Origin of the sequence: Tenacibaculum lutimaris (assembly GCF_003610735.1) — a bacterium.
Taxonomy (GTDB): Bacteria; Bacteroidota; Bacteroidia; order Flavobacteriales; family Flavobacteriaceae; genus Polaribacter; species Polaribacter lutimaris.
On record NZ_RAQM01000007.1, the window covers coordinates 172,492 to 193,822 of the forward strand.

Annotated in this window: 23 protein-coding genes; 21 read left to right on the plus strand and 2 right to left on the minus strand. The window is 31.9% G+C overall.

Translation table 11 applies throughout. The annotated features are described in order from the left end of the window. Positions 1-40 precede the first annotated feature (40 nt). Positions 41-1,798 carry an aromatic amino acid hydroxylase gene (locus C8N26_RS04440; RefSeq protein ID WP_120186235.1) on the plus strand — a complete coding sequence of 586 codons (1,758 nt, stop codon included), beginning with the start codon at positions 41-43 and terminating at the stop codon, positions 1,796-1,798. Positions 1,799-1,832: 34 nt separating this feature from the next. Continuing rightward, positions 1,833-2,117, plus strand: coding sequence for a rhodanese-like domain-containing protein (locus C8N26_RS04445; RefSeq protein WP_038005946.1), 285 nt, complete (start codon positions 1,833-1,835; stop codon positions 2,115-2,117). Positions 2,118-2,125: 8 nt separating this feature from the next. On the opposite strand, the gene C8N26_RS04450 is transcribed toward C8N26_RS04445, so the two are convergent. Beyond that, positions 2,126-3,076 (minus strand): GSCFA domain-containing protein, encoded by a 951-nt coding sequence (locus C8N26_RS04450; RefSeq protein WP_120186236.1) that lies wholly within the window; start codon positions 3,074-3,076, stop codon positions 2,126-2,128. A gap of 112 nt (positions 3,077-3,188) precedes the next feature. Between C8N26_RS04450 and C8N26_RS04455 the strand changes: the two genes are divergently transcribed. The 17 genes from C8N26_RS04455 to C8N26_RS04535 all read left to right on the plus strand — a co-directional run bounded on the left by C8N26_RS04455 (position 3,189) and on the right by C8N26_RS04535 (position 17,196). Next, the gene (locus tag C8N26_RS04455; RefSeq protein ID WP_120186237.1) at positions 3,189-4,082 is read left to right on the plus strand and encodes a MerR family transcriptional regulator; all 894 of its coding nucleotides are present in this window, start codon (positions 3,189-3,191) and stop codon (positions 4,080-4,082) included. Between the two features lie 211 nt (positions 4,083-4,293). After that, positions 4,294-5,253 (plus strand): fasciclin domain-containing protein, encoded by a 960-nt coding sequence (locus tag C8N26_RS04460; RefSeq protein WP_120186238.1) that lies wholly within the window; start codon positions 4,294-4,296, stop codon positions 5,251-5,253. A 79-nt stretch (positions 5,254-5,332) separates the two neighbouring features. After that, positions 5,333-6,814 carry a phytoene desaturase family protein gene (locus tag C8N26_RS04465; protein ID WP_120186537.1) on the plus strand — a complete coding sequence of 494 codons (1,482 nt, stop codon included), beginning with the start codon at positions 5,333-5,335 and terminating at the stop codon, positions 6,812-6,814. Next, positions 6,798-7,640, plus strand: a complete 843-nt coding sequence (locus tag C8N26_RS04470; protein WP_120186239.1) for a phytoene/squalene synthase family protein — start codon at positions 6,798-6,800, stop codon at positions 7,638-7,640. Before C8N26_RS04465 ends, C8N26_RS04470 begins: the two co-directional genes overlap by 17 nt. Continuing rightward, positions 7,637-8,083 carry a hypothetical protein gene (locus tag C8N26_RS04475; protein WP_120186240.1) on the plus strand — a complete coding sequence of 149 codons (447 nt, stop codon included), beginning with the start codon at positions 7,637-7,639 and terminating at the stop codon, positions 8,081-8,083. Before C8N26_RS04470 ends, C8N26_RS04475 begins: the two co-directional genes overlap by 4 nt. Then, a complete protein-coding gene (locus C8N26_RS04480; protein ID WP_211327784.1) occupies positions 8,080-8,535 on the plus strand; it encodes a sterol desaturase family protein in 456 nt (151 codons plus the stop codon). Before C8N26_RS04475 ends, C8N26_RS04480 begins: the two co-directional genes overlap by 4 nt. Next, a complete protein-coding gene (locus C8N26_RS04485; protein WP_170141624.1) occupies positions 8,532-9,233 on the plus strand; it encodes a lycopene cyclase domain-containing protein in 702 nt (233 codons plus the stop codon). Before C8N26_RS04480 ends, C8N26_RS04485 begins: the two co-directional genes overlap by 4 nt. After that, complete coding sequence (locus tag C8N26_RS04490; RefSeq protein ID WP_028892316.1) at positions 9,220-9,693, plus strand: TspO/MBR family protein; 474 nt, start codon at positions 9,220-9,222, stop codon at positions 9,691-9,693. The genes C8N26_RS04485 and C8N26_RS04490 overlap by 14 nt, the downstream gene beginning before the upstream one ends. Positions 9,694-9,696: 3 nt before the next feature. Next, positions 9,697-10,350 carry a TetR family transcriptional regulator C-terminal domain-containing protein gene (locus C8N26_RS04495; protein WP_099215763.1) on the plus strand — a complete coding sequence of 218 codons (654 nt, stop codon included), beginning with the start codon at positions 9,697-9,699 and terminating at the stop codon, positions 10,348-10,350. Then, entirely contained in the window at positions 10,347-11,657 is a 1,311-nt protein-coding gene (locus C8N26_RS04500; RefSeq protein WP_120186242.1) for an ABC1 kinase family protein, read from the plus strand. Before C8N26_RS04495 ends, C8N26_RS04500 begins: the two co-directional genes overlap by 4 nt. Next, the gene (locus C8N26_RS04505; RefSeq protein WP_120186243.1) at positions 11,657-12,271 is read left to right on the plus strand and encodes a flavin reductase family protein; all 615 of its coding nucleotides are present in this window, start codon (positions 11,657-11,659) and stop codon (positions 12,269-12,271) included. The genes C8N26_RS04500 and C8N26_RS04505 overlap by 1 nt, the downstream gene beginning before the upstream one ends. Next, the gene (locus C8N26_RS04510; RefSeq protein ID WP_120186244.1) at positions 12,268-13,686 is read left to right on the plus strand and encodes an SDR family oxidoreductase; all 1,419 of its coding nucleotides are present in this window, start codon (positions 12,268-12,270) and stop codon (positions 13,684-13,686) included. The genes C8N26_RS04505 and C8N26_RS04510 overlap by 4 nt, the downstream gene beginning before the upstream one ends. Positions 13,687-13,688: 2 nt before the next feature. Next, positions 13,689-14,366, plus strand: a complete 678-nt coding sequence (locus tag C8N26_RS04515) for an SDR family NAD(P)-dependent oxidoreductase (RefSeq protein WP_120186245.1) — start codon at positions 13,689-13,691, stop codon at positions 14,364-14,366. A gap of 3 nt (positions 14,367-14,369) precedes the next feature. Further along, positions 14,370-14,894: a CIA30 family protein gene (locus tag C8N26_RS04520; RefSeq protein ID WP_081728308.1), complete on the plus strand. Its 525-nt coding sequence runs from the start codon at positions 14,370-14,372 to the stop codon at positions 14,892-14,894. A gap of 1 nt (position 14,895) precedes the next feature. Further along, a complete protein-coding gene (locus tag C8N26_RS04525; RefSeq protein WP_120186246.1) occupies positions 14,896-15,438 on the plus strand; it encodes a glutathione peroxidase in 543 nt (180 codons plus the stop codon). Further along, complete coding sequence (locus C8N26_RS04530) at positions 15,438-15,923, plus strand: SRPBCC family protein (protein ID WP_120186247.1); 486 nt, start codon at positions 15,438-15,440, stop codon at positions 15,921-15,923. Before C8N26_RS04525 ends, C8N26_RS04530 begins: the two co-directional genes overlap by 1 nt. After that, positions 15,913-17,196 carry a cryptochrome/photolyase family protein gene (locus C8N26_RS04535; RefSeq protein WP_120186248.1) on the plus strand — a complete coding sequence of 428 codons (1,284 nt, stop codon included), beginning with the start codon at positions 15,913-15,915 and terminating at the stop codon, positions 17,194-17,196. Before C8N26_RS04530 ends, C8N26_RS04535 begins: the two co-directional genes overlap by 11 nt. A gap of 40 nt (positions 17,197-17,236) precedes the next feature. On the opposite strand, the gene alaS is transcribed toward C8N26_RS04535, so the two are convergent. After that, positions 17,237-19,852, minus strand: a complete 2,616-nt coding sequence (alaS, locus tag C8N26_RS04540; RefSeq protein ID WP_120186249.1) for an alanine--tRNA ligase — start codon at positions 19,850-19,852, stop codon at positions 17,237-17,239. A 154-nt stretch (positions 19,853-20,006) separates the two neighbouring features. Between alaS and C8N26_RS04545 the strand changes: the two genes are divergently transcribed. Then, on the plus strand, positions 20,007-20,975 hold the full coding sequence (locus tag C8N26_RS04545) for a M23 family metallopeptidase (RefSeq protein ID WP_120186250.1): 969 nt from the start codon (positions 20,007-20,009) through the stop codon (positions 20,973-20,975). A gap of 20 nt (positions 20,976-20,995) precedes the next feature. Then, positions 20,996-21,325, plus strand: coding sequence for a MerR family transcriptional regulator (locus tag C8N26_RS04550; RefSeq protein ID WP_028892328.1), 330 nt, complete (start codon positions 20,996-20,998; stop codon positions 21,323-21,325). Positions 21,326-21,331 lie beyond the last annotated feature (6 nt).

A 21,331-nucleotide genomic window follows, 5' to 3' on the forward strand; every position in this document is an offset into this window, starting at 1 on the left:
TATAAAAAACCTAAATTTACAGAGCAAAACAAACAACATTATGGAACCTCATTTTGAACTAAACGAAGTTACCAAAAAGCTACCCAAGCACTTACATAAATTCGTGGTAAAACAACCGTATGATGAGTATACTGACCAAAACCAAGCAGTGTGGCGTTATGTAATGCGAATGAATGTAGATTATCTTGGTAAAGTAGCACATGCTTCGTATATAGATGGACTGAAAAAAACTGGAATTTCAGTTGAAAAAATTCCTCATATGGAAGGAATGAACCGTATTTTAAAAGAAATAGGTTGGGCGGCAGTATCTGTAGATGGATTTATACCGCCAAATGCTTTTATGGAATTTCAAGCATACAACGTATTGGTAATCGCATCCGACATGCGTACAATTGACCATATAGAATATACACCAGCACCTGATATTATTCATGAAGCTGCAGGGCATGCGCCAATTATCGCAAACCCAGAATATGCTGAGTATTTACGTCGTTTTGGAGAAATAGGAGCTAAGGCAATTTCTTCAGCGAAAGATTATGAAATGTATGAAGCCATTCGTTTATTATCTATTCTAAAAGAAGATCCAAATTCTACTCAAGAAGAGATTGATGAGGCACAAGAAAAAGTGGAGTGGTTACAAGATAATATGGGAGAGCTTTCCGAAATGGCTCAGATTAGAAATCTACATTGGTGGACGGTTGAATACGGGTTGATTGGAACTCTTGAAAACCCTAAAATTTATGGGGCAGGATTATTGTCTTCAATAGGAGAGAGTAAATGGTGTATGAAAGATGAAGTAAAGAAAGTACCGTATACATTAGAAGCTGCCAATGTAAGTTTTGATATCACAAAACCACAACCTCAACTATTTGTTACACCAGATTTTGCCCATTTAAGTTTGGTGTTGGAGCAGTTTGCTAACAAGATGGCTATACGAACTGGAGGACTGAAAGGAATTGAAAAACTAATAGATTCTCAAAATCTAGGAACTATCGAGTTAAGTACGGGTATTCAAGTGTCAGGAGTTTTTACCAATGTAATAATTGATGAGAATAACAAGCCTATATATGTACAAACAACGGGACCTACAGCATTAGCGAATAGAGATAAAGAGTTAATAGGACATGGAATAAATTACCATGCAGAAGGTTTTGGAAGTCCGATAGGAAAACTAAAAGGAATTAACATCCCGATAGAAAATATGAGTCCGCGAGATTTGAAAGCTTACGGAATTTATGAGGGAGAGCAAGTTACACTTGAGTTTGAAGGAGGAATAAAAGTAGAGGGAGAAGTAATTACAGGAACAAGAGATCTAAGAGGTAGAATTTTATTGATTTCTTTTAAAGATTGTACTGTAACTCATGGTGACACATTGTTGTTTCACCCAGATTGGGGAGTGTATGATATGGCAGTTGGAGTTGATGTGATTTCAGCCTTTGCAGGACCTGCTGATATAACGTCATTTGGTGATGTAGGAAAGGTTTCAGAAACAAAAACGCATAAAATTAACTATTCTGAATCAGATAAAAAGTTGTATAGTTTATACAGCGAAGTAAGGATGATGAGAGAAGCTGGCACAGTTTCTGAAGAGAAAGTTCAAGGAATTTTCGACGAAGTAAGTTCTCAATTTAAAAATGATTGGTTACTGCCTTTGGAATTGTTGGAGTTAGCGTTAGTGAATAATTTTTCAATAAAAGATACGTTACGTAACTACCTTGAATCAATGAAAAGTAACAAGAGTTACACAACGTTAATTGAAAACGGCTTACTTTTGTTGGAAAATTACCAAGAAGCATAATATGGGATTATTTAATTTATTTAGAAAGAAAGATATGAGTAACGAAATACAGGAATATTTAGCTAAAGGAGCGGTAGTATTAGATGTAAGAACTTTAGCAGAATGGAATGAAGGGCACAGTGAAGGAGCTAAGCATATTGTATTAGCTACGATTCCTACAAATGTAGAGGAAATTAAATCGTGGAATAAACCAGTAATCGCTGTTTGTAGAAGTGGTGGTAGAAGTGGACAAGCAACACAGTTTTTGCAGAATCATGGAGTAGATGTAATTAATGGTGGTCCATGGCAAAATGTAGATCAATACTTGGTTAGTAAGTAATAAATGAACTAAAAATTCATAAAAGGAAATGCTTGTAAAAGTGTTTCCTTTTTTTGTTGTAACTTTTTTAAAAATAATAGATGTGCTTCCGAATTAGGATTAAATGGTTTGTGTGCAAATCCTTTTTGAATAGTTTCAACTTCTTTCATAGTTTCTATAGCTTCCTCGCTAAACCAAACTTCTGAAAATTTTTCCCAAATATAATTGATTGCTGTTTGGTTGGGGTGAATCATATCTTCAGCATAAAAACGATAATCACGCAATTCATCCATCATAATTTCATACGAGGGAAAATAATGAGTATTATTTCTAGGTTCATTAGTTTGGTGAATAGCTGAAAGTAAATGCGCTTTACTACGTTGGTTTTCTACAAATCCATCTTTAATATGACGAATAGGTGAAAGGGTGTAAATAATTGTGGTTTCTGGGTTTATAGACTTGATTAAAGAATTAATAGCTTCTAAACTTTCTGAAACTTCTTCAACAGTTAATAATTCTTTTAAAAATTTTTTCTGAGGAATTTTATGACAATTCGCAACTATAATGTCTGTGGCAATTTCACGATATACCCAAGCTGTTCCAAGGGTAATAATAACATGTGAAGCACTTTTTAATTGTTGAAATGCTGAGGTAATATTATTGTTTAGACTAGTCAGTAGCTCTTCTTTTGAAGAGGAGCTTAAAACCGAATGAGCATCAAAGCTATGCCAACGCTCATTGTGAAAAAACACATCATTTTCGGTGTACTTCTCTTTGTTAGTAGTTTTTGTAATGAAGGTTTCAATAGCTTTTGGGTGGAATAAAATTCCAAATGGATTTTGCTCCGATTGAAATTTGTAATACGATAACTTATTGCCTATGTTTTCAGAAAAACAAGATCCTAACAATAACAGTTTAGAATTGTAATTAATTAAATGGTGTTTTTGTTTTTTTAAAGGAATATGAGTTTGAAAAACCATAGGTAAAGAGTGAAAAATTGTATCAAAAATAATAATAATATAACCTAGAACAAGATGGTAGAGTCTTAATTTAAAGAAATTTGTATATTTGTTTAATATAAAATAAAAAGTATTGAACAATATTAAGTCAACTTTTACAATTAAAGACCTTGAAAACATTTCAGGAATAAAGGCGCATACAATTCGTATTTGGGAGAAGCGCTATAATTTGTTGTCGCCTGAAAGAACTGATACTAATATTCGTTACTATTCATCTGAGAATTTACAGAAACTTTTAAATGTTGTTTTATTAAACCAAAATAACATTAAAATTTCTAAGATTGCTGAAATGTCTGATAATACAATTGTTTTAAAGGCTAGAGAGTTAGCTTTTAAAATGGCGGTAAATGATGAGGCGATAAATTCTTTTAAAATAGCAATGTTTCAGTTTGATAAAACGTTGTTTAATAACACGTATAATAGTCTATTAAAAAGGAAAACATTTAGAGAAATTTTTAAAGATGTTTTTATTCCTTTTTTAAACCATATAGGACTCTTATGGCAAACTGACACGTTGTTGCCAGCACATGAGCATTTTATTTCAAACTTAATTGTTCAAAAAATACAAATTAATATTGAGAAGTTAGAGTATTCTAATAATAACTCAGAAGTTACTTATGTGTTGTTTTTACCAGAAAATGAGATACATGAATTAGGTCTAATGTACCTGAATTATGAGCTTACGTTAAGAGGGTATAATACAATTTATCTAGGACAAAGTTTGCCTTTAGATAATTTAGATTATTTTTTTAAAAGTAAAACAAAAATTTGTTTCGTTACTTCTATGACTGTTCAACCTTATGATGATAAGATCCAAGAATATTTTTCAGAAATAGAAAGGGTGCTTAAAAATACAGAACATGAGTTAATAGCAATAGGAAATAAAGCGATGGCTGTTGATAGTGTTGATTTTAAAGCAAGAATAAGAGTTCATTCTTCTTTAAAAGAATTCTTAAATAAATATTAAAAATTTTAATCAATTAAATTTTGTTTACCTATTTTTTGTTTTTGTTAAACAAAAAATGTAATTTTGGATAATGTTTTGATTTTCAAGACATATTTTTTTAGTTAAACTTGTTTTGTTTAATAAATTTACTAAAAACATAAACAAAGTCTACCGAAACTGAAAAGTAGACTATAAAAAAATAAGAGTAAGTATTAATTTAAAGTGTGAAATTATGAAAATCAAGAATTTAACATCATTGATGTTTTTAGGTTTGTTTTTAAGTTTTGGTTTGTTAACGTCATGTAGTAATGATGATGATCCGATTATAGAAAAGCCAAAGTCTATAGTTGATGTAGCAGTAGCAGATTCTAATTTAAGTGTTTTGGTTGCAGCTTTGCAGAAAGCTGATTTAGTATCAGCATTACAAGCTGATGGACCTTTTACTGTTTTTGCTCCAACTGATGCAGCATTTCAGGCGTTGTTAGATAGTAATGACTCATGGAATTCATTAGATGATATTCCAGTAGAAACATTAAAGTCGGTATTGTTATTTCATGTGATAAGTGGTGAAGTAAAAGCGGCAGATTTATCTAATACTTATGTGAATACCTTATCAACAGGTCCAAATGATGAGATGTTGTCATTACAAGTAGAAGTTGATGGAGCAGTGGAGTTCAATGGGGATTCAAAACCAATTGCTACAGATGTTATGGCTTCAAACGGAGTTATACATACAATAGATAAAGTAATGTTGCCAGCTAATGTAGTGACCTTAGCGTTAAATAATAGTGGTTTTACTTCTTTGGTAGCAGCATTAACAGATAGCCGTCATACTACAGATTTTGTTTCTTTATTGAGTCAAGAGGGGCCGTATACAATATTTGCACCTACAAATGATGCATTTCAAGCATTGCTAGATAGTAATGATTCTTGGAATTCATTAGCAGATATTCCTATTGCAACATTAGAAGCAGTATTAAAGTATCATGTGTTTGCGGGAGGAAATGTGCAGTCAGATGAATTAAGCGACGATCAAGAAATTACAATGTTTGATGGCAATATAGTTACAGTTGATTTATCTAGCGGAGCAAAATTAGATACAAGTTCAGGGCAATCAGTAACAATATCTTTAACCGATGTACAAGGAACAAATGGGGTGGTTCACGTTGTGAGCAGTGTTCTTTTACCGTAATATTTAGGTTAAACAGTTGATCGTGAGCGAGATTTATTTCTCGCTTATGATTGTTTTAATTATATTTATAATAAAGATTTTGAAAAAAAAAGTATACATAATAGGCTCGGGATTTTCTTCTTTGTCGGCATCATGTTATTTAGCCAAGGCTGGGTATGAAGTAACTGTGTTAGAAAAAAATGCTACCATTGGTGGGAGAGCAAGACAATTATTGAGAGAAGGGTTTACTTTTGATATAGGTCCTACATGGTATTGGATGCCAGATGTTTTTGAAAAGTTTTTCGCAGATTTTGGTAAGAAGCCATCAGATTACTATGAGTTAGAAAGATTAAATCCGGCTTATGAAGTATATTTTGGAATAAATGATTCAATTGTAATTCCAGGAACACTAGAAGAGATTTATGAAGTTTTTGAAAAAGAAGAAAAAGGAAGTTCAAAACATCTTCAGTCTTTTTTAAAGTCAGCAAAATATAATTATGATGTTTCTATAAATGATTTAGTTTATAAACCTGGTGTTTCCCCTTTAGAATTAGTAACTCCAGTTACTATGGGGAAGATATTTCAGTTTTTTTCTACCATTAGACATGAAGTAAGAAAGAAAATTAAAAGTAAGAAGCTAATTCAAATTTTAGAGTTCCCAGTATTGTTTTTAGGTGCAAAGCCTAGTAATACACCTGCTTTTTACAATTTTATGAATTATGCTGATTTTGGTTTGGGTACATGGCATCCAAAAGGAGGTATGTATAAGGTAATTGAGGCTATGACCACGCTTGCCACTAGTTTAGGGGTAGCGTTTCAAACTAATGCAAATGTTGAAGAGATTGTAGTAAATGATAAAGGATATACAATTGGTGTTGCGGTAAATGGAAAACTAATGGAATCTGATATAGTGTTAAGCGGGGCAGATTACCATCATACAGAAACACTACTTCCTAAATATTTAAGACAGTACTCAGAAAGTTATTGGGATAAAAAAACATTTGCGCCTTCATCATTACTCTTTTATGTAGGGTTTGATAAGAAATTAAAAAATGTATGTCATCATACACTGTTTTTTGATACAGATTTTGATGTGCATGCAAAAACAATATATGATGTTCCCAGTTGGCCAAAAGAACCATTGTTTTATGCGAGCTTTCCCTCAATAACAGATGGTTCTTTTGCGCCTAATGGAAAAGAAGCTGCTACTTTTTTAATTCCATTAGCGCCAGGTATAGAAGATACTCCAGAGTTAAGAGAGCGCTATTTTAACATTATAATAGAGAGGTTAGAAAGATTAACAAATCAATCCGTTAAAGAACACGTGTTGTTTAAAGAAAGCTTCTGTGTAAATGATTTTATAAAGGAGTATAATTCATATAAAGGAAATGCCTATGGTTTAGCAAATATTTTAACGCAAACAGCATTTTTAAGACCCAAGATAAAAAGTAAAAAAGTAAAGAATTTATTTTTTACAGGACAGTTAACAGTACCAGGACCAGGAGTTCCTCCGTCTTTAATTTCAGGAAAAATAGCTTCAGATTTAATTTTAAAAACGTACAAAGATGAAACAATTATTTGATGAGGTTTCTTACGCATGTAGTAAGTTAGTAACTCAAAAGTATAGTACTTCGTTTTCGTTAGCCACGAAGATGTTATCACCCAAAATACGTACTGATATTTATAATATTTATGGTTTTGTGCGCTTTGCGGATGAAATAGTAGACTCTTTTCATAAATATAATAAAGAGCAATTACTATTAAAATTTGAAAGAGATTATTATGAATCTAAGAATAGAGGAATTAGTTTAAATCCTATTCTAAACTCTTTCATACATACTGTAAATAAGTATAAAATTTCTGATGATTTAGTACAGTCGTTTTTAAAAAGTATGAAAGCTGATTTGTACAAAACAGAATATACAACTACAGAAGAGTATAATGAATATATCTATGGTTCTGCGGATGTTGTTGGATTAATGTGTTTAAAGGTTTTTGTAAATGGAAATCAGCAAAAATACGAGGAGCTAAAAGAGCCTGCAATGCGATTAGGATCAGCGTTTCAAAAAGTAAATTTTCTAAGAGATCTGAAAGAAGATTTTAACGAATTGAATAGGTCTTATTTTCCAAATATCAATTTTGGAGATTTAAGTGTGGAAGGAAAAAATACAATTATTAAAGAAATAGAAGACGATTTTGACTTTGCTTATAAAAATGGTATTTTAAAGCTACCAGTTGAAGCAAAATTCGGAGTTTACATGGCGTATAGGTATTATAAAAAGTTATTAAAGAAACTGCAAGATACGCCTTCAACAAAAATTATGGATACTAGAATTCGAATTTCAAACCCTATGAAAATTAATCTTCTAGCAAGAAGTTATGTAAGGTATAAATTGAATTTAATATGATAAAAAGTGGTATCTTAGGAGTACTGTTTATTATGTCGATTATAGGCTTCAATAATGCACCTAATTTTGTTGTAGAATACCATGAATTAGCTACTAAAGAAGCAGAATTATCTTACATAAAAAAATATAAAAACAGTAAAGAAGTAAGTATACAAGCCTATGTAGTTTCTTTACAAATGAAACAGGCAAGATATAAAATGATGCCGTGGAGTAAATTGAAAGTTTTTAATACAGAAAAAAATAAACTAGAAACACTAATTTCAAAGAATCCTAACAATATTCATTTAAGATATGTTCGCTTAGTAATACAAGAAAATACACCAAGTATTTTAGGATATAAATCGTCTATAAAAAAAGATAAACAGTTTTTAAAAGAAGCACTCCAAAAAAAAGACAGTACAAATTATTTACATACATATATAATTAACAATACATCATTATGAATATAGCAATTTACATAGCAGTTACTACACTAACATTTATTGTTATGGAAGGAGTTACTTGGTGTACTCATAAATATGTAATGCATGGTTTTGGATGGTATTTACATGAAGATCATCATCAACCAGGATATCCACATGTGTTTGAAAAAAACGATGCCTTTTTCGTGGTTTTTGCTATTCCTAGTATGTTGCTTTTTTATTTTGGAATTCATCCAGAATTAAATGTTTTGTTTTTCATAGGTCTGGGAATATTATTTTATGGTATTGCTTATTTCTTGGTGCACGATGTATTAATTCATAGAAGGTTTAAGTGGTTTGACAAAACAAATAACCAATACTTAAAAGGATTACGAAAAGCACATAAAATTCATCACAAACATTTGGGAAAACACGACGGAGAATGTTTCGGTATGTTGTTTGTGCCCTTTAAATACTTTAATAAAAGACAGTGAGTCAGTATTTGTATCTAATATTAAACCTAGGTAGTTTAAGTATTCCGCTATTATATAGTGTTTTTGAAAAAAAATTACACTTTATACAATATTTCAAACAAGCAGCGCTTAGTATTTTATTAGTCGCCTTGTTTTTTTTGATTTGGGATAGTTGGTTTACACAAATGGGAGTTTGGGGGTTTAATCCAGACTATCATTTATCACTAAAACTACTGAATATGCCAATAGAAGAATGGATGTTCTTCTTTTGTATACCCTATGCATGTTTATTTACACATGAAGCATTAAAATTTTTATTTCCAAAGTTTAAAATGTCAAAGTCAATGACAGTAATCATAAGCTTTTTACTCATAGTTTTAGTGAGTTTATTATTGATTTTTAACTTCGGAAAATGGTATACAACAGTTAACTTTATGCTATTCTTATTGCTATTGGGCTATGCGTTAAAATATCATTTGAATACGTTACAAGAATACTACCCTAGTTTCTTGGTAATATTAGTTCCTTTTTTAATCGTTAATGGAATTTTAACAGGAAGCTTTATAGAAGAACCAGTTGTTTGGTATAACAACTCAGAAAACTTAGGATTTAGAATTTTTACCATACCTATTGAAGATGCCTTTTATGCATTTACAATGTTGTTTTCAGCACAGTTAATCTTCAATTATTTAAAAGGAAAAAAACTTGAAAGAAAATAAATACATACGATTTTTAATATTCCTAATAGCTAATTTTTCAGCTTTAGCTATTGGAGCTTGGTTAATGAACGAAGGACCAAGAACAGATTGGTACTTATCTTTAAACAAAGCTCCATGGACACCGGCAGGATGGGTTTTTGGAGCAGCATGGACAACCATTATGGTATTGTTTTCTGTATATATGACTAAAGTGAGTTTTCAACATGAATTTTTAAACAAAAAAGTACTCATTTTATATATAGACCAATGGATTTTAAATGTAAGCTGGAATTATATTTTCTTCAATCAACATTTAACAAAACTAGGTTTAGTAGTAATCGCTTTATTGTGGATACTCGTAGGTTATTTCACTTTTGAGTATTTAAAAAAAGTAAAATGGTACACACTATTTATTCTTCCATATCTAATATGGATGACGATTGCAACTAGCCTAAACGCATACATTGTATTAAACAATTAAATCATGGCAAAAAAAAAGAACATAACTCAAGAAAAAATAATAGAATGGTATATGAACGCTGTACTATCAGCAGGTAAACCAAACTCCATATTTTCTTTCGCGCAAGAAAACAACTTTGAAGAGGCAGATTTTTACAAACATTTTTCAAGTTTTGAAAGTTTAGAAAAAGCTATTTTCGGAGTTTTTGCAAAAGAAACTATTCACTTATTGCATAAAACAGAGGCATACAAAGACTATCCATCAAAAGATAAACTATTAAGTTTTTACTTTACTTTTTTTGAACTGTTAACAGCTAACAGATCGTACGTGTTGTTGCAATTCAAGGAAATGAAAACCGACTTTTCAAGATTATCTGTATTGAAAGAGTTGCGAGTAGAATTTATTGATTTTGTAAACGGATTAGATCTTGAAAAAATTGACTTTAAAAATGAAAAAGTAAATAAAATTCAAGATAAAACTGTTGCAGAAGGATATTGGATGCAGTTACTAATGATCTTAAAATTTTGGATAGATGATGAATCACCTAATTTTGAAAAAACAGATCTTTTTATAGAAAAATCAGTCAAAGCAAGTTTTGATATTCAGCAAATAGCACCTGTAAAAAGTGTGATTGATTTAGCAAAGTTTTTGTGGAAAGAAAAATCACCAATGGTATGAAAACGCTAAATAAAATACCAACCTCAAAAATAGAACGTGCTACAAAACTAGTTTCAACAGGTGTAAAAGTAGGTGTAAATTATGCTAAATATTACGGTAATAAAATCACTAAATCAGAAGAGGAAGCTAAAAAGCAGCTTAATGAAGATAATGCTACCGATATTTATGATGGGTTAAAAGAGCTAAAAGGTTCAGCATTAAAAGTAGCGCAAATGCTAAGTATGGAAAAGAATATTTTACCCAATGCTTATGTAGAAAAATTCTCATTATCTCAGTTTTCAGTACCACCATTATCAGGACCTTTGGTAACCAAAACATTTAAAAAATACTTCAGCAAAACACCTAATGAAGTTTTTGATACGTTTACGGCAGAATCAGTAAATGCAGCAAGTATAGGACAAGTTCATAAAGCGACGAAAGATGGAAAAAAGTTAGCTGTAAAAATTCAGTATCCTGGAGTAGCGGATAGTATTTCAACCGATTTAGCAATGGTAAAACCCATTGCAATGAAAATGTTTAACATTAAAGGTGAAGGCTCTGACGAATACTTCAAAGAAGTTGAAGACAAACTTTTAGAGGAAACTAATTATGAATTAGAGCTAGCTCAGAGTAATGAAATTGCTGATGCATGTAAACATATTCCAAATTTAAAATTCCCAAGCTACTATCCAGACTTGTCATCAGATAGAATTTTAACGATGGACTGGATGGATGGGGTTCACCTGTCAGAATTTACTAAAGAAGAACAAACTGAAGATGTTTCAAACAAACTAGGGCAGGCTTTGTGGGATTTTTACATGTACCAAATGCACAAGCTAAAAAAAGTACATGCAGACCCACATCCAGGAAACTTTTTAGTATCCAAATCAAACGAACTTATTGTAATTGATTTTGGATGCATGAAAGAAGTTCCTGAAAGTTTTTATGTACCTTATTTTGAATTAGCAAAACGAGAGAATATAGATACCCCTACCTTCTTTGAAAGCAAACTGTATGAGTTAGAAATCTTAAGAAAAGACGATACTCCAGAAGAAATAACCTTTTTTAAGTCACTTTTTTATGAGATGTTATCACTCTTTACACAACCTTTTCAGCAAGAAGAATTTGATTTTTCTGATGAGATTTTCTTTGGAAAAATAGCTGATTTAGGTCAAAAATATGCCAAGAGTACAGAACTAAAAAAGATGAATGGGAATAGAGGGTCAAAACACTTTATTTACATTAATAGAACATTTTTTGGTTTGTATAACCTAATGCACGATTTAAAGGCTAACAAGGTAAAAATCAATAATTTTAATACAATATAATGCATATTACGCGTCAAGAAATAGACGAGTTTCCTCATCTTTATAAAATAAATTTGATGAACAGCATTTCTGGTTATAAACCAGCAAATCTTATTGCGACAAAATCTAATGACGATATTACCAATGTAGCGGTGTTTAGCTCTGTAGTGCATTATGGTTCAAGTCCAGCAATACTAGGTTTTGTACTGCGTCCCACAACCGTTGTGAGGAATACATATAATAATATCAAAGAAACGGGTTACTACACAATTAATGCTATTAATGAAGCAATAATAGAAGAAGCGCATCACACCTCGGCTAAATATCCGTCAGAAATTTCAGAATTTGATAAAACAACACTTTCGGAAGAATTTAAAAATAACTTCCATGCTCCATTTGTGGCAGAGTCACCCTTACAAATAGGAGTGAAGTTTTTAGAAGAACATCATATAAAAGCTAACGGAACTATTTTAGTTCTGGGAGAAGTTACTGATTTGTATTTTAATGACAATATGCTTTCAGAAGATGGTTTTTTAAACCTATCCAAAGAAAAAGTAGCTGCAATTAATGGATTAGATACCTATATGGTTGCAGAAAACTATACAAGATTATCATATCAAAGACCAAAGGCATGAAAATCTTAGTTACAGGCACAACAGGTTATATAGGAAAACGATTAATTGTTAGGTTGCTGGAAAATAACTATCAATTAGTCTGTTGTGTTCGTGATTTAGATAGAATACCAGATGAGTTTGAAAACAATCCGAACGTTACTTTTATAAAAGTAGATTTTTTAAATACAGAAAATACAGTTTTTCCTAAAGATATTGATGCTGCGTACTATTTAATTCATTCGATGGCGACGACATCAGAAAATTTTGAAAACTTAGAATTAACCTGTGCACAGAATTTTAAAAGACTAGTAGAATCTACTAATTGTAAGCAAGTGGTGTATTTAAGTGGAATAGTTAATGACAATTCGCTGTCCAAGCATCTAAAATCAAGATACGAAGTAGAAAAAGAGTTACAATCAAACAGTTATGCCTTAACGACCTTTAGAGCAGGAATTATTGTAGGAAGTGGAAGTGCTTCTTTTGAAATTATAAGAGATATTGTAGAAAAGCTTCCGGTAATGGTAACACCAAAATGGTTAAAAACAAAAACACAGCCTATTGCAGTTAGAGATGTATTAGCCTTTTTAGAAAATAGTTTACAAGTTAAAGAGGTCTACAATAAATCTTTTGATATCTGCGGTCCTGAGATACTAACCTATAAGGAAATGTTGTTACAGTTTGCTGAGGTAAGAGGGTTTAAAAGATACATTTATACACTTCCAGTATTAACACCAAAACTATCTTCCTATTGGTTATATTTTGTAACATCTACATCCTTTAACCTAGCACAAGCCTTAGTGGATAGTATGAAGGTTGAAGTAATCGCAAAACCAAGTAACATTAATACGTTACTTAATGTGGAGCCCATAACCTATAAAGAAGCAGTAGCATTAGCATTTCAAAAAATAGAGCAAAATGAAGTAATTTCTAGCTGGAAAGATGCTATGAGTAGTGGAGTTTTTCACGATCAATTGGCAAAACATATACAAATACCTCAATACGGCTGTTTTAAAGACATAAGAGTTAGAGAAATACAAAACGAGGAGAACACATTACACAAAATTTGGAGCATCGGAGGAGAAACAGGGTGGTACAAGTTTAATTCTCTTTGGAAGATAAGAGGATACGTGGATAAACTTTTTGGAGGTGTTGGGTTGCGAAGAGGTAGAAGACATCCCACAGAATTAGAACCAGGAGATCCACTCGATTTTTGGAGAGTATTGTTAGCAGATAAAAAAAATAAACGATTGATTTTATTTGCTGAAATGAAGTTGCCTGGTGAAGCATGGTTAGAATTTAAAATAGAAAAAGGTAAGCTACATCAAAGAGCCATTTTTAGACCCAAAGGAATTTGGGGGAGAATGTATTGGTATAGCGTTTTACCTTTTCACGCATTTGTATTTAAAGGAATGATTAATCATTTAATAAAAGCGTAATTATGAAAACAATTGTAGTAGTAGGAGGTAGTAGCGGTATTGGTAAAGCAATTATTGATGATTTAAAAGACACTCATAAAATTATCAATATAAGTAGAACCCAACCAGAAACTCATCAACATATAACACATTACACTTGTGATATAACAAAAGATGGACTTCCAGAGTTAGAGGAAGTACATGGATTGGTATATTGTCCAGGAAGCATTAATTTAAAATCATTTTCAAGATTAAAAATAACTGATTTTCAAGCGGATTTAGAAATAAACGTAATAGGAGCAATTAAAACACTGAAAGCTTATGAAGGGGCTTTGACAAAAAATAAAGGAAGCGTTGTGTTGTTTAGTACTGTAGCTTCGTTTTTAGGAATGCCTTTTCATGCAAGTATCGCAACAAGTAAATCAGCAATTGAAGGACTAACAAAATCATTAGCGGCAGAATATGCAACCAAAATCCGATTTAATGCCATTGCTCCTACAGTAACCGATACACCGTTGGCTGCTCGTTTATTACGAAATGAAAAACAACAAGAAAGTTTACAAAATAGGCATCCGCTAAAAAAATATTTAAAAGCAGAAGAAGTAGCAGGATTGGCAACCTTTTTACTTTCAGATGCATCAGCGTCAATGACAGGACAAATAATTCCCATTGATGCTGGAATTGTAAGTGTAAAAATGTAGAAAATGAAATGGTTTTTAATTCTAAGTTTTCTTATGTGTTTGAATGATGAAATTATAATTTTTGACAAAGACAACAACACACAAAAGTGGTATATCACTAACGATACTGTAATGGGCGGTGTTTCTAATTCATCCGTTAAGATTAATGATGAAGGAAATCTTGTTTTCTCAGGAAGAGTTTCAACTGAGAATAATGGAGGGTTTGCTATGACCAAAATGTCAACAGCTATAAATTTAAATAACCAACATTCAAAAATTATATTAAGAGTAAAAGGAGATGATAAGCAATATCAATTACGATTAAAGTCAGACGAATCTCAACGTTATTCTTATGTGCAAGCATTCAGAACCAACAAACAAGAACAAGAAATTGTACTACCACTAAAAGGATTTTATCCCGCTTTTAGAGGTAGAAAGTTAAGCTTTGGTAATTTTTCTGCTAACCAAATAAAAGAAGTAGCAGTTTTAATAGGAAACAAAAAAGATGAAAAATTTTCGTTAGAAATAATAAAAATAGCAATTCAATAAAATGAACACAGTAAAAATATTCTTAATCATGGCATTATTTAGTTTTTCAGGAAAAGCACAAACAGTTGCTCCTAAAGAATCGTTATACGATATAAAAATTGAGGGAATTGATGGAAAAAACTTAGACCTTAATCAATTTAAAGGAAAGAAAATACTATTTGTAAATGTAGCATCAAAATGTGGCTTTACAAATCAGTATGAAGGTTTACAAGAACTATACTCAAAACACAAAGATAAGTTAGTAATTGTAGGTTTACCATGTAATCAATTTGGAGGACAAGAACCAGGAACAATAAAAGAAATTCAATCATTTTGTAGTGTAACCTATGGAGTAGATTTTCCTATGACAGAAAAAATTGAAGTTAAAGGAGAAAATCAACACCCGTTATACCAATGGTTAACACAAAAAGAGAAAAATGGAAAAATGAGTTCTTCAGTAAAATGGAATTTTCAAAAATATTTGGTAGATGAAGAAGGAAGGCTAATTGATGTTTTTTATTCAATTACCAAGCCAATGAGTAAGAAAATCACCAAACTTTTATAATGATTCATTTCAAAAAACATTCAGGAATTTATACTTTATCAACAGAGCAAATTTTAAACGTTCCGTTGAAGCAAGCGTGGGATTTTTTTAGTTCTCCAGGAAACTTACAAAAAATAACTCCTTCACATATGGGCTTTCAAATAACTTCTGAGGTTAATAAAAAAGCGTATGCAGGGCAAATAATTACATATAAAATAGGAATTCTACCTGGGATTAAGTCTAGTTGGGTTACTGAAATTACACAAGTAAAAGAGCAGCATTTTTTTATAGATGAACAGCGATTTGGTCCCTATAGCATGTGGCATCACGAACACTGGTTTGAAGAGTTGCCAAATGGAAAAACATTGATGAAAGACAAAATATCATACAAAATACCTTTCGGTTTTTTAGGACATATAGCCCAGTCAATCTTTATAAAAAGGCAGTTAAAAGGAATATTTAAACACCGTTATAGTACGTTAGAAAAATTATTTAATGGAAAATAAAGTATCGATTTTTTGGTTTCGTCGAGATTTACGTTTAGAGGATAACAAAGGATTGCATGAAGCGCTTCAATCAGGAAATAAAGTTGTACCATTATTTATTTTTGATAAAGATATTTTAGAAAGTCTTCCTAAAAATGATGCACGTGTAACGTTTATTTATCAAACGCTACAAAAGCTTGATAAAGAATTAAGAGAGTATCGATCATCTCTTATAATTAAAAAAGGAAAACCTCTAGAAGTTTGGAGAAAACTTATAGAAGAATATACGATTCAGAGGGTTTACACAAATAAAGATTACGAACCTTACGCCATTAAAAGAGACAAGGAAATAGCTGACTTTTTAACATCAAAAGGAATAAGATTTAATGCTTTTAAAGATCAAGTAATCTTTGAAGAAAACGAAGTTTTAAAAAATGACGGAACTCCATATACAGTTTTCACACCCTATAAAAACAAATGGTTGCAAAACTTCTCTGAAAAGAAAGATACGCAAGATTTTACGATAGACTTAGCTAACTTTTATCAGTTTTCACCTGAATTTCTATCATTAGCTTCCATAGGTTTTGAAGAAAGTAAGATTAAAGTAAAACCATATAACTTATCTAATTTGGATTCGTATGATGAGGTGAGAGATTTTCCTGCTGAAGATAAAACTTCATATTTGTCACCTTATTTACGTTTCGGATTGGTAAGTACTCGAAAAATGGTTCGTTTTGCGTTAACAACAAACGAAATTTTTTTAAGTGAGTTGATTTGGCGTGAGTTTTTTATGCAAATTTTATATCACTTTCCAAAAGTAGTTACCCAGAACTTTAAACAAAAGTACGATGCAGTTCCTTGGAGGAATAACGAGGAGGAATTTAAAAAATGGTGTGCAGGTAAAACAGGGTATCCTATGGTAGATGCAGGAATGAGAGAGTTAAATGAAACAGGATACATGCATAACAGAGTTCGTATGATTACTGCTGGGTTTTTATGCAAACATTTATTAATAGATTGGCGTTGGGGAGAAGCTTACTTTGCAGAAAAGTTATTGGATTATGATCTGTCAGCAAATAACGGAAATTGGCAATGGGCGGCAGGTACGGGTTGCGATGCAGCTCCGTATTTTAGAGTATTCAACCCAGAATCACAGTTAAAAAAGTTTGATAAAGATTTACAATATGTTAGAAAATGGGTGAAAGACTTTGATGAGTTAACCTATCCGCAACCAATGGTAGAACACAAGTTTGCGAGAGAACGAGCGATAACTACATATAAAAACGCACTGTAATAAAAAAGGTTCAGAATTTTCTGAACCTTTTTAGTATGTATTAAGCGATATAGTCTTTTGCTCTTTCCAATGCCTTTGGAATTCCACCAGGATTTTTACCACCAGCGGTAGCAAAGAAATTTTGTCCACCACCACCACCGTGGATTAGTTTTCCTAACTCTCTAACAACCTTTCCAGCATCGTATCCTTTTTCATTAGCTAAGTCTTTAGAAATATAACAGGTTAACATAGCTTTATCTTCTGAAGGAGCAGTAGCAAACAACAAGAATAAGTTATTAACTTCTCCTCCTAATTCAAACATCAAATCTTTAATGCTGTTTGGATCTAAATCTACTTTAGTAGCTAAAAACTGAACCCCATTTACTTCTTGTAACTGGTTTTTAAGGTCACCTTTCATGTTTTTAGCTTTATCTTTTAGTAATTGTTCAATTTGCTTTTTTAAAGCTGCGTTTTCATCTTGTAAGCTACTAACTGACTTGGTTACATCTTTAGGATTCTTTAATAACTGTTTTACAGCATCGTAGTTACGTTCAACATCTTCAAAATAATCACCAACAGCAACATTGGTAATTGCTTCAATACGTCGAATACCAGCTGCAACAGCACCTTCCGATTTTATTTTGAAATACCAAATGTCACCAGTTTGTTGTACGTGTGTACCTCCACATAATTCCATTGATTGTCCAAAACGAATGGTACGAACACTGTCTCCATACTTCTCACCAAATAAAGCTACAGCACCTTCGTCAATAGCTTTTTGCATTGGTATGTTTCTTTGTTCTTGTAGTGGAAGATTCTCACGAATACGAGCATTTACAAACTCTTCAACAGCTTCTAATTGATCTTTATCTACTTTAGAGAAGTGAGAAAAGTCGAAACGTAAGTAGTTAGGGTTTACTAATGATCCTTTTTGCTCCACATGATCTCCTAAAATAGCTCTTAACGCTTGGTGTAATAAGTGTGTAGCTGAGTGATTGCTTGCAGCTAATCTTCTAAATTCACCGCTAACAATTGCTTTAAATGTTTCGTGTAAGTTTTTAGGAAGGTGTTTTGTGTAATGAATAATTACATTATTTTCCTTCTTAGTATCTAACACGTGAATAATGTCTCCGTTAGGAGATTCTATATGACCTTTATCTCCAACTTGTCCTCCTCCTTCTGGATAAAAAGGAGTCATGTTAAATACTAGTTGATATTGGTCTCCGTCTTTTTTTGTGGTAACTTTTCTATAGCGAGTTAATCTTACGTTAGCTGTTAGCATATCGTATCCAATAAACTCTTCAACATCATCTTCAATTAAAATAACCCAATCACCCGTTTCACTTGCTGAAGCAGCACGAGAACGCTCTTTCTGAGCTTTCATACCTGCATTAAATTCCTCTTCATTAATTTCATACCCTTTTTCACGAGCAATTAGCTGTGTTAAATCTAAAGGAAATCCGTAAGTGTCATATAATTCGAAAGCACGTTTACCAGAAACTACTTTTCCGTTGGTTGTTTCAATAACTTGGTCTAGTAATAATAAACCTTGATCTAAGGTACGTAAGAAAGAACTTTCTTCTTCCTTAATTACATTACTAACTAAATTACTTTGTTTTCTAATTTCAGGGAAAGCATCGCCCATTTGATGAGCTAATGTTTCAGCTAGCTTATAAATAAAGGGTTCTTTTTTGTTTAAGAAGGTAAACGCATAACGGACTGCACGACGTAAAATACGACGGATTACATATCCTGCTCCGTTATTACTTGGTAATTGACCGTCTGCAATAGCAAAAGCTACGGCACGAACATGATCGGCAATAACACGAATAGCAATGTCTATTTTTTTGTCTTTACCATAATCAGTACCTGTAATTGTTTCAATTTCTCTGATTAAAGGAGTGAAAACATCTGTATCGTAGTTAGATTGAACCCCTTGTAGTACCATACATAAACGCTCAAATCCCATACCAGTATCAATATGTTTCGCAGGAAGTTCAACCAATGAACCATCTGCTTTACGATTGTATTGCATGAATACTAAGTTCCAGATTTCAACAACTTGAGGATGATCTTCGTTTACTAACGATTTTCCATCCACCTTAGCTTTTTCTTTTGCAGAACGAATATCAACGTGAATTTCTGAACATGGACCACAAGGACCTTGTTCTCCCATTTCCCAGAAGTTATCTTTTTTATTACCCATTAAGATACGATCTTCAGAAATGTATTCTTTCCATATATCATACGCTTCTTGATCCATCTTTGTACCGTCATTCTCATCACCTTCAAAAACGGTTACATATAAAATGTCTTTATCTATTTTGTAAACTTCAGTTAGCAATTCCCAAGCCCAAGCAATAGCCTCTTTTTTAAAGTAATCGCCAAAACTCCAATTACCTAACATCTCAAACATAGTATGGTGGTAAGTATCGTAACCAACTTCTTCTAAATCGTTATGTTTACCTGAAACACGTAAACATTTTTGAGAGTCGGCAATTCTATTATTTTTTGGAGTGGCATTTCCTAAAAAGTACTCTTTAAATGGTGCCATACCAGAGTTAGTAAACATTAAAGTAGGATCGTTCTTTAACACCATAGGTGCAGAAGGAACAATATCGTGTTGTTTTGATTTAAAAAATTCTAAAAATTTAGCTCTAATATCTTGAGATTTCATACAACTCTTAGTATCTGGGTTTTGTTAAAATATTTCTAAAAAACTGCTCGAAAAAAGAAGTTTTAAAAGATTTTGTAAATTTGTGAGTTTCCAAATTGTACATCCCCTTAAGGATGCTTAATTTAAAAAGCACAAAAATAGTACATTTAGCATTATGGCAAAAGTAAAATATTATTACGATCCAGAGACTTTATCCTATCGAAAGATAGAGGTAAAAAGAAGCGAAAAGTATAAAAAAACGTTTTTAGGGTTACTAAGTGTTTTATTAATTGCTTTTTTTGGTTTTATAGGATTTAGTCAATTTTTGATGTCTCCTAAAGAACGTACCCAAAAAAGAGAATTAGAAAATTTAAAACTTCACTATGAGTTACTTTCTAAAAAGATGGAAGAAAGCGCTGAGATTTTGGGTGAATTACAAAATAGAGATAATAATATTTATAGAACTTATTTTGAAGCAAGTCCAATACCAGAAGAACAGCGAAAAGCTGGTTTTGGTGGTGTAAACAGATATAGACATTTAGACGGTTTTGATAATAGTTCTATGATTAAAAAAGTAACCAAAGAGCTTGATATCTTATCGAAACAAATGGTTGTACAATCAAAATCGTTAGATGAAATTGTAGAGTTAGCAAAAGCTAAAGAAAAAATGTTAGCTTCTATACCAGCAATTCAACCAGTAAAGAATGAAGATTTAACACGAATGGCATCTGGGTATGGTATGCGTTTACACCCAATTTTAAAATCTTGGCGTATGCATAATGGTATGGATTTTACTGCGCCTACAGGTACCCCAATTTTTGCATCAGGAAATGGAGTTGTAAAGCAGGCTCATAGAAGTTCAACCTTTGGTAATGTAGTGTATATTAATCATGGTTATGGGTATGAAACTATTTATGCTCATATGAATAAGATAGTAGCAAAAAAAGGACAAAAAGTAAAACGTGGCGATTTAATAGGGTACGTAGGAAATACAGGTCGTTCTGCAGCTCCTCACTTGCATTACGAAGTGCATAAAAACGGTAGACCAGTTAACCCGATTTATTATTACTACGGAGATTTAACACCTGAAGAATTTGTAGCTATGCAAAAAGCTTCGCAACAAAAAGGTCAATCGTACGACTAATTTTATAGAAGCTGTGAAAAATGCACATTGACTTACCTGACAAACGATATTATAAAATAGGAGAAGTAGCCAAAGCTTTTGGAGTAAACAGTTCCTTAATTCGATTTTGGGATAAAGAATTTGAAATTATCAATCCTAAAAAGAATGCGAAAGGAGATAGATTGTTTACTAAAGAAGATGTAAACAACTTCAAAATTATTTATAACCTTGTAAAAGAAAGGGGTTTTACTCTAGATGGAGCAAAACAAAAGCTGAAGAAAAATCCTACGAAAGTCGTAAGCAATCAGGAAATTATTAGTAGATTAGAAGCAGTGAAAGCTGAATTAATAAAAATTAAAAATCAATTATAAAAAATC